This is a genomic window from Bradyrhizobium sp. P2_E8 (assembly GCF_056403875.1).
Genome location: NZ_JBFUES010000329.1, coordinates 1 through 7155, shown reverse-complemented (window position 1 = coordinate 7155; position 7155 = coordinate 1). Strand labels below are relative to the sequence as shown.

Sequence of the window (7155 nt, the reverse complement as noted above, 5' to 3'; positions counted from 1 at the left end):
CGGTGGCCACCGAGGGATTGAAGCCGTTCAACGTCTACGCGGCCGACGCCGACCGCGCCAAGGCCGCCAAGATGCCGGTGGTCGCGATCGTGATCGGCGGGCTTGGCGTCGGCGCCGCCAAGACCACCGACGCGATCATGAAGCTGCCGGCCGCGGTGACGCTGGCCTTCACGCCCTATGGTTCCGATCCCGGCAAGCTCGCCGAGCGGGCCCGCACGCAGCGCCACGAGATCTTCCTCCAGATCCCGATGGAGCCCTACGACTTCCCGGACAACGATCCGGGCCCGCAGACCCTGCTGACCTCGCTCAGCGCCGACCAGAACATGGACCGCCTGTACTGGCACCTGAGCCGGATGCAGGGCTATGCCGGCATCACCAATTTCATGGGCGCCCGCTTCGTGGCGACGGACGCGGCGATGCAGCCGATCATCCGCGAAGCGGCCAAGCGCGGCCTCGGCTTCTTCGACGACGGCTCCTCGCCCCGCAGCATCGCGCCGCAGGCCGCAGCGAGCCARGCGATGCCGTTCGGCAAGGGCGACATCGCGATCGACGTGGTGCCGACCCCGGCCGAGATCGACCGTGCGCTGAACAAGCTCGAATCGGCGGCGCGCGAGCGCGGCGCGGCCATCGGCACCGCCTCCGCCCTTCCCGTCTCGATCGAGCGCATCAGCGCCTGGACCAGGACATTGGGCGACCGGGGTATCCTATTGGTGCCATTGACAACCGCGATGCTGAAATCAAAATCCAGCTAAATCAACGAATTGGTACGGCACAGCTCCAGGCGGGGCCGGTCAAGCCCTACCGAGAGCACGCAAGAGGTCTGGCGGAATGGCGCGTTACGAGGATCTGCCCTACCGGACCTGCGTGGGAGTGATGCTGATCAACACGAAGGGGCTGGTGTTCATCGGCCGCCGCGCCGGCGGCATCGAGCATGTCGACGACGCCCATGTCTGGCAGATGCCGCAGGGCGGCGTCGATCCCGGCGAGGACACCTGGGAGGCCGCCAAGCGCGAGCTCTATGAGGAGACCAGCGTGCGCTCGGTCGAGCGGCTCGGCGAGGTTCCGGACTGGCTGATCTACGACATCCCGCGCACGGTTGCGGGGCGCGCCTGGAAGGGCCGCTATCGCGGCCAGCGCCAGAAATGGTACGCGGTGCGCTTCACCGGCAAGGACAGCGAGATCAACGTCGAAAACCCCGGCGGTGGCGGCCACAAGGCCGAATTCGTCAGCTGGCGCTGGGAGCCGATGAAGAATCTGACCGGGTTGATCATTCCGTTCAAACGCCCGGTCTATGAGCGCGTGGTGAAGGAGTTTTCCGCGCTGGCGGAGGAATAGTTTGCACCGTCACTCCGGGGCGTGCGAAGCACGAACCCGGGATCTCGGAATTCCGGGGCTGGTCTTTCGGACCGTCCCGGAATGACGATCAGAGAAGTGACCGCATGTCGAACGACAACAAACCCTACCGTCCCAATGTCGGGATCGCGCTGTTCAATGCCGATGGCCGCGTGCTGATCTGCCACCGATTCAAGGGCGACGGCCCCGAGATCATCCTGCCGGGCCTCGACTGGCAGATGCCGCAGGGCGGCGTCGATGAAGGCGAGAATTTGCGCGACACCGCGATGCGCGAGCTCTGGGAGGAGACCAGCGTGACCAGCGCCGACTATCTCGGGGAGACCGACTGGCTCACCTATGAATTCCCGCCCTATGACGGCCCGCAGACTCATCGGCTGGCGAAGTTCCGCGGCCAGCGCCAAAAGTGGTTCGCGCTGCGCTTCACTGGCAAGGATGACGAGATCGATCCGCTGACGCCGCGCAACGACCAGCCCGCAGAGTTCGACGCGTGGCGCTGGGAGCGCCTCGACCGCGTCGCCGATCTCGTGGTGCCGTTCCGCCGCGAGGTCTATCAGGCCGTGGCGAAGCAGTTCGCGCCCTTCGCGAACTAAAACGTCGAAAACAACCCCATGCACAGTAGAGTGGGGGTTGGAATCATTCGAGGATTTTCGCCGGAGATTTGTGTGTGAGGGATCCACCATTCTCTCGTTCCCTCCCCCGCAAGGGGGAGGGAACGTACCGCCGTCGCGGCACTAGTCGGGCCTAATCTCAAGCAGCGCTAATTGATCGGCCCCACCGTGAACGGGCCGATCGCGATCACGTGGCAGTCGCTGTCGCGCCGGGCGCAATCGGCCAGCGCGGAATTGACGGYGGTCTGCTCGTCGGCGGCCTTCAGGCCGAGGCCGGGCCGGCCCGCGGTGCCGACAGCGACGGCATTCCAGCCCATGGCGTCGGCGAGCTTGCGCACGACATCGCTACGCGCGTCCGCCACGATCGAAGCGTTGGAAGCGGCATTGAAGAAGCCGGTGGTCCTGAACAGGGTCGGGATCGGCACGACGAAATTGTCGTCGATCGCGACGACCAGGCAGGCGACGCCCGCGATCGCGCCGCACGATTCCAGGGAGCGCCGCGCCGCGTCGTCGGCGGACGAGGCGCCCAGTACCATGAAATATTGTCCGCCCGGGCCGAGCGCGACCGAGCGGGATTTCGCCGCCGGCACGAACATGTTCTCGAGCCGGACTTTCTGGGGATCGCGCACCATCGGAAAGTCCTTCGGCGCGAACGGCCGCTCGGTCATGGCATCGTGCCGCACCCAGGGCTGCGGCGGCATCGGCGGCTTGCCGTGGATGTAGACCACGGTGTTGCCGACCGCATAGAGCTCGCAGCGCCGCGGCGATTGCGCGGCATCGGCGCGCTTCTGGCACTGGTCGAGCGCGGCGTTGCGCGCGGCCTCCTCGTTCGCCTGGTTCAACGCCGAGCCGGTGAAGCCGCCGATATTGAGCGCGAAGGCCTTGTAGTCGCCGGCGGCGGCATAGTCGCCAGCCAGGTAGTTGCGGACGCGCTCGTTGATGAAGGGCACACTGTCGGCGGCAAACTTGCCTGAGATCGGCGAGGCGGATGGCGACGGCGCGGGCATTGGAGCCATCGCCGCGCTGGCGTTCGGCGCCATCGGTGTCATCGGCGCCTTTGCGATCTGGGTCGCTGTCGGGCTCGGCGCAGCACTTGGTGTCGCGGCCGGCGTCACTGCGGCGGTCGCGGTCTGCTTGAGCTTGGTGTTGTAGAGGAAGCCGGTGACGCCGATGGCGACGATCGAGACGACTGCGACCACAAGCGGCCACATCCACACGGGTGCGGCGGCCAGCTTGGAGGCGGGCTTCTTCAGCTGCGGCTTCGAATAGGTGCCGTCCTCGCGCCGCATCGCCACCATGTAGGCGTGCACCGGCGTCGGGATGTTCTTCACCTCTTGTTCGCCGATATCGGCGAACTGCACCGACAGCTTGTTGGCGACCTGCTCGTGCACGGCACGGGAGACGCAGATGCCGCCGACCTCGGCGAGGCCTTCCAGCCGCGCGGCGATGTTGACGCCGTCGCCGAGCAGATCGCCGTTGCGTTCGACCACGTCGCCGATGGTGATGCCGATGCGGAACGACATCTGCCGGCTCGGCGGATAGGCCATGTTGCGGGTCCGCAAGGACTCCTGGATGTCGATCGCGCAGCGCACCGCGTCCACCGCGCTCGGAAATTCCGCGAGCACGGCATCGCCGGCGGTATTGAAGATGCGGCCGTTCGCCTTTGCGATGAAATCGTCGATGACTTCGCGGTAAGAGGCGAGGCGCCGCAGCGTCTCCTCCTCGTCTTCCGCCACCAGCCTCGAATACCCGGCAATATCGGCTGCGAAAATCGCTGCGATCTTGCGTTTCATCTGCCACCGGCCCCCGGAACAAAATTCGCGGGCGAAGAATGCCGCTATCGGCGGCGCGGTGCAACAAAGTTTCAGCGCCCGCCACTTCCGTGACGAGCGCTGAATTTATTCAGGAATTTCTTGCAGGAATTTCGCGTTCGAGCCCCGAAGCGATGCCCCGGGGCTTAATGCATAGCCGTCGAGCTGAGCTGCTGCTGAATGCTCTTGAAGTGGTCGAGCCGCTCGATGGCCTGATCGAGTTCGCCGCCTTCGTGCTCCTTCAGCCCCTCTTCCATCTCCGCGATGGTCTCGGCGAACTGGGCACGGTCGAGCTCGTCCAGCGAGGTCGCAACGTCGGCGAGCACGGTTAGGCCCTTCTCCGAGACTTCGGCAAGACCGCCGAGCACGATGATCTTCTCGTGCCTGCCGCCGGTGGTGACGGTGAGGATGCCGGGCCGGATCGCAGCCACGACCGGCGCATGCCCCGCCAGCACGCCGAAGTCACCCTCGACGCCGGGGATGTCGACCTGGTCGACCTCACCCGAGAATGCGAGCTTTTCCGGAGAGACGAGATCGAAGTGGAAGGTGGCCATGGGTGTTTCCGCTTGCTTTGCCTGTCACCCGCGGGCCTGACCCGCGGGTCCATCCATCAAAATTCTCTTTCGATGGATCGCCGGGACTTTAGTTCGAAGACGCGCTTCGCGCTGTAGCCCGGCGATGACGAGATGCTTAGGCCGCTTCCGCCGCCAGCTTCTTGCCCTTCTCGACCGCCTCTTCGATGGTGCCGACCATGTAGAAGGCGGCTTCCGGCAGGTGGTCGTACTTGCCTTCCACCAGGCCCTTGAAGCCCTTGATGGTGTCGGCGAGGTCGACGAACTTGCCCGGCGATCCCGTGAAGATTTCGGCGACGTGGAACGGCTGCGACATGAAGCGCTCGACCTTGCGGGCGCGGGCCACGGTCAGCTTGTCCTCTTCCGAAAGCTCGTCCATGCCGAGAATGGCGATGATGTCCTGAAGCGCCTTGTAGCGCTGGAGCACCTGCTGGACCTGACGAGCGACCGCGTAGTGCTCCTCGCCGACGACCAGCGGGGAGAGCATGCGCGAGGTCGAGTCGAGCGGGTCCACCGCCGGGTAGATGCCCTTTTCGGCGATCGAGCGCGACAGCGTGGTGGTCGCGTCCAGATGCGCGAACGAGGTCGCGGGCGCCGGGTCGGTCAAGTCGTCGGCCGGAACGTAGATGGCCTGCACCGAGGTGATCGAGCCCTTCTGCGTGGTGGTGATGCGCTCCTGCAGCGCGCCCATGTCGGTCGCGAGCGTCGGCTGATAACCCACCGCCGAAGGAATACGGCCGAGCAGCGCCGACACTTCCGAGCCGGCCTGGGTGAAGCGGAAGATGTTGTCGACGAAGAACAGCACGTCCTGGCCCTTGTCGCGGAAGTCTTCCGCAATGGTCAGACCGGTGAGCGCGACGCGGGCGCGGGCGCCGGGCGGCTCGTTCATCTGGCCGAACACCAGCGCGCACTTCGACTTCACGCTCGGATCCGGATTGTGCGGATCGGCGTTGACCTTGGACTCGATGAACTCGTGATAGAGGTCGTTGCCCTCGCGGGTACGCTCGCCGACGCCGGCGAACACGGAGTAACCGCCGTGCGCCTTCGCGACGTTGTTGATCAGCTCCTGAATCAGCACGGTCTTGCCGACGCCGGCGCCGCCGAACAGGCCGATCTTGCCGCCCTTCGCGTAGGGAGCGAGAAGATCGACGACCTTGATGCCGGTGACGAGAATTTCAGCTTCGGTGGACTGGTCGGTGTAGGTCGGCGCTTCCTGGTGGATGGCGCGCAGGCCTTCCGACTTGACCGGGCCGGCTTCGTCGATCGGCTCGCCGATGACGTTGATGATGCGGCCGAGCGTGCCTTCGCCGACGGGAACGCGGATCGGCGAACCGGTGTCGGTCACTTCCTGGCCGCGGACGAGACCTTCGGTGGTGTCCATCGCGATCGTGCGCACGGTGGACTCGCCGAGATGCTGGGCGACTTCRAGCACCAGGCGGTTGCCGCCGTTCTTGGTCTCGAGCGAGTTGAGAATGGCCGGGAGGTGGCCTTCGAACTGCACGTCGACGACGGCGCCGATGACCTGGGTAACGCGACCGGACTGGGCTGCCATTGAATGTCTCCTTCGATCCGAACTTCTAGACCACGGTCAATCGACCGGGATGTTGCGTTTGACGGGTACCGATGCGTCCTTGCTAGACGGCTTCGGCGCCCGAGATGATTTCGATCAGTTCCTTGGTGATCTGCGCCTGACGCGTGCGGTTGTAGACCAGCGTCTGCTTGCGGATCATCTCGCCGGCGTTGCGCGTCGCGTTGTCCATCGCGCTCATCTGCGCGCCGTAGAACGAGGCGTTGTTCTCGAGCAGCGCGCGGAAGACCTGGACCGCGAGGTTGCGCGGCAGAAGGCGCGTGAGGATCTCATCCTCCTCCGGCTCGTATTCGTAAGACGTCGTGCTGGCGGCGGCGCCCTCCTCGACCACCAGCGGGATGATCTGCTGGGCGGTCGGGATCTGGGCGATCACCGAGCGGAAGCGCGAATAGAACAGCGTGCAGACGTCGAATTCACCGGCATCGAAGCGGGCCAGCACCTTCTTGGCGATGTCCTCGGCGTTGACGAAGCCGAGCTGGCGAACGCTGCGCAGGTCGAGATGCTCGACGATCTGCTTGTCGAACTGGCGGCGCAGCTGCTCGTAACCCTTGCGGCCGACGCAGAAGAATTTCACTTCCTTGCCCTGCGCCATCAGCGCCAGAGCGCGCTCGCGGGCGAGACGCACGATCGAGGAGTTGAAGGCGCCGGACAGGCCGCGCTCGCCCGTGCAGACCAGCAGCAGGTGGACCTGGTCCTTGCCGGTGCCGGCCAGCAGCGTCGGCGCGCCGGGCGAGCCCGCCGCGGCGCTGGCGATGTTGGAGATCACCGCGCTCATCTTGTCGGCATAGGGACGTGCAGCTTCGGCAGCGGTCTGCGCGCGGCGCAGCTTCGAGGCCGCGACCATCTGCATGGCCTTGGTGATCTTTTGCGTCGCCTTGGTGGAGGCGATGCGGACGCGCATGTCTTTAAGTGACGCCATTCTTCGTCCCCGACGGTTCGATCCCTCGCGGTCAAACCGCTAGCCTGTCTCTGTCGTCATGCCCGGGCCTGTCCCGGGCATCCACGTCTTCGTCTTTCCACGCGGCAAGGCGTGGATGGCCGGGACATCAAATGCGAAGACGCGCTTCGCGCTTTTGGCCCGGCCGTGACGGTTCTTACGCGAAGCTCTTCGCAAAACCTTCGACCACCGACTTCAGCTTGGCAGCGGTGTCGTCGGAGAGATCGCGGCTGTCGCGGATCGAATTGAGGATCTCGACGTTTTTGCCGCGCAGCAGCGAGAGCAG

The 7155-nt window shown here is 65.4% G+C and carries 7 protein-coding genes; 3 read left to right on the top strand and 4 right to left on the bottom strand.

The annotated features are described in order from the left end of the window. The 3 genes from AC1D00_RS19285 to AC1D00_RS19275 form a co-directional block, all read left to right on the top strand. The coding region (locus AC1D00_RS19285) for a divergent polysaccharide deacetylase family protein (protein ID WP_477011748.1) at positions 1-752 on the top strand (752 nt) is incomplete at its 5' end. 76 nt (positions 753-828) lie between these two features. Next, on the top strand, positions 829-1335 hold the full coding sequence (locus AC1D00_RS19280; protein WP_027547553.1) for an RNA pyrophosphohydrolase: 507 nt from the start codon (positions 829-831) through the stop codon (positions 1333-1335). Between the two features lie 104 nt (positions 1336-1439). Further along, entirely contained in the window at positions 1440-1943 is a 504-nt protein-coding gene (locus tag AC1D00_RS19275; RefSeq protein ID WP_135178822.1) for an RNA pyrophosphohydrolase, read from the top strand. Between the two features lie 167 nt (positions 1944-2110). Here the strand turns inward: AC1D00_RS19275 and AC1D00_RS19270 are convergent, their stop codons facing one another. From AC1D00_RS19270 to AC1D00_RS19255, 4 genes are all read right to left on the bottom strand, one after another. Then, the gene (locus AC1D00_RS19270; protein WP_477011747.1) at positions 2111-3754 is read right to left on the bottom strand and encodes an adenylate/guanylate cyclase domain-containing protein; all 1644 of its coding nucleotides are present in this window, start codon (positions 3752-3754) and stop codon (positions 2111-2113) included. Positions 3755-3918: 164 nt separating this feature from the next. After that, the gene (locus tag AC1D00_RS19265) at positions 3919-4326 is read right to left on the bottom strand and encodes a F0F1 ATP synthase subunit epsilon (protein WP_135178820.1); all 408 of its coding nucleotides are present in this window, start codon (positions 4324-4326) and stop codon (positions 3919-3921) included. Positions 4327-4462: 136 nt separating this feature from the next. Further along, the gene (gene atpD, locus AC1D00_RS19260) at positions 4463-5896 is read right to left on the bottom strand and encodes a F0F1 ATP synthase subunit beta (RefSeq protein WP_011083272.1); all 1434 of its coding nucleotides are present in this window, start codon (positions 5894-5896) and stop codon (positions 4463-4465) included. An 82-nt stretch (positions 5897-5978) separates the two neighbouring features. Beyond that, positions 5979-6851 (bottom strand): F0F1 ATP synthase subunit gamma, encoded by an 873-nt coding sequence (locus AC1D00_RS19255; RefSeq protein ID WP_027547548.1) that lies wholly within the window; start codon positions 6849-6851, stop codon positions 5979-5981. Positions 6852-7155 lie beyond the last annotated feature (304 nt).

What these genes read in the sequence shown, in the direction of transcription:
- AC1D00_RS19280 (WP_027547553.1), top strand. Translation starts at nt 829, where the DNA reads ATGGCGCGTTACGAGGATCTGCCCTACCGGACCTGCGTGGGAGTGATG.
- AC1D00_RS19275 (WP_135178822.1), top strand. Translation starts at nt 1,440, where the DNA reads ATGTCGAACGACAACAAACCCTACCGTCCCAATGTCGGGATCGCGCTG.
- AC1D00_RS19265 (WP_135178820.1), bottom strand. Translation starts at nt 4,326, where the DNA reads ATGGCCACCTTCCACTTCGATCTCGTCTCTCCGGAAAAGCTCGCATTC.
- AC1D00_RS19255 (WP_027547548.1), bottom strand. Translation starts at nt 6,851, where the DNA reads ATGGCGTCACTTAAAGACATGCGCGTCCGCATCGCCTCCACCAAGGCG.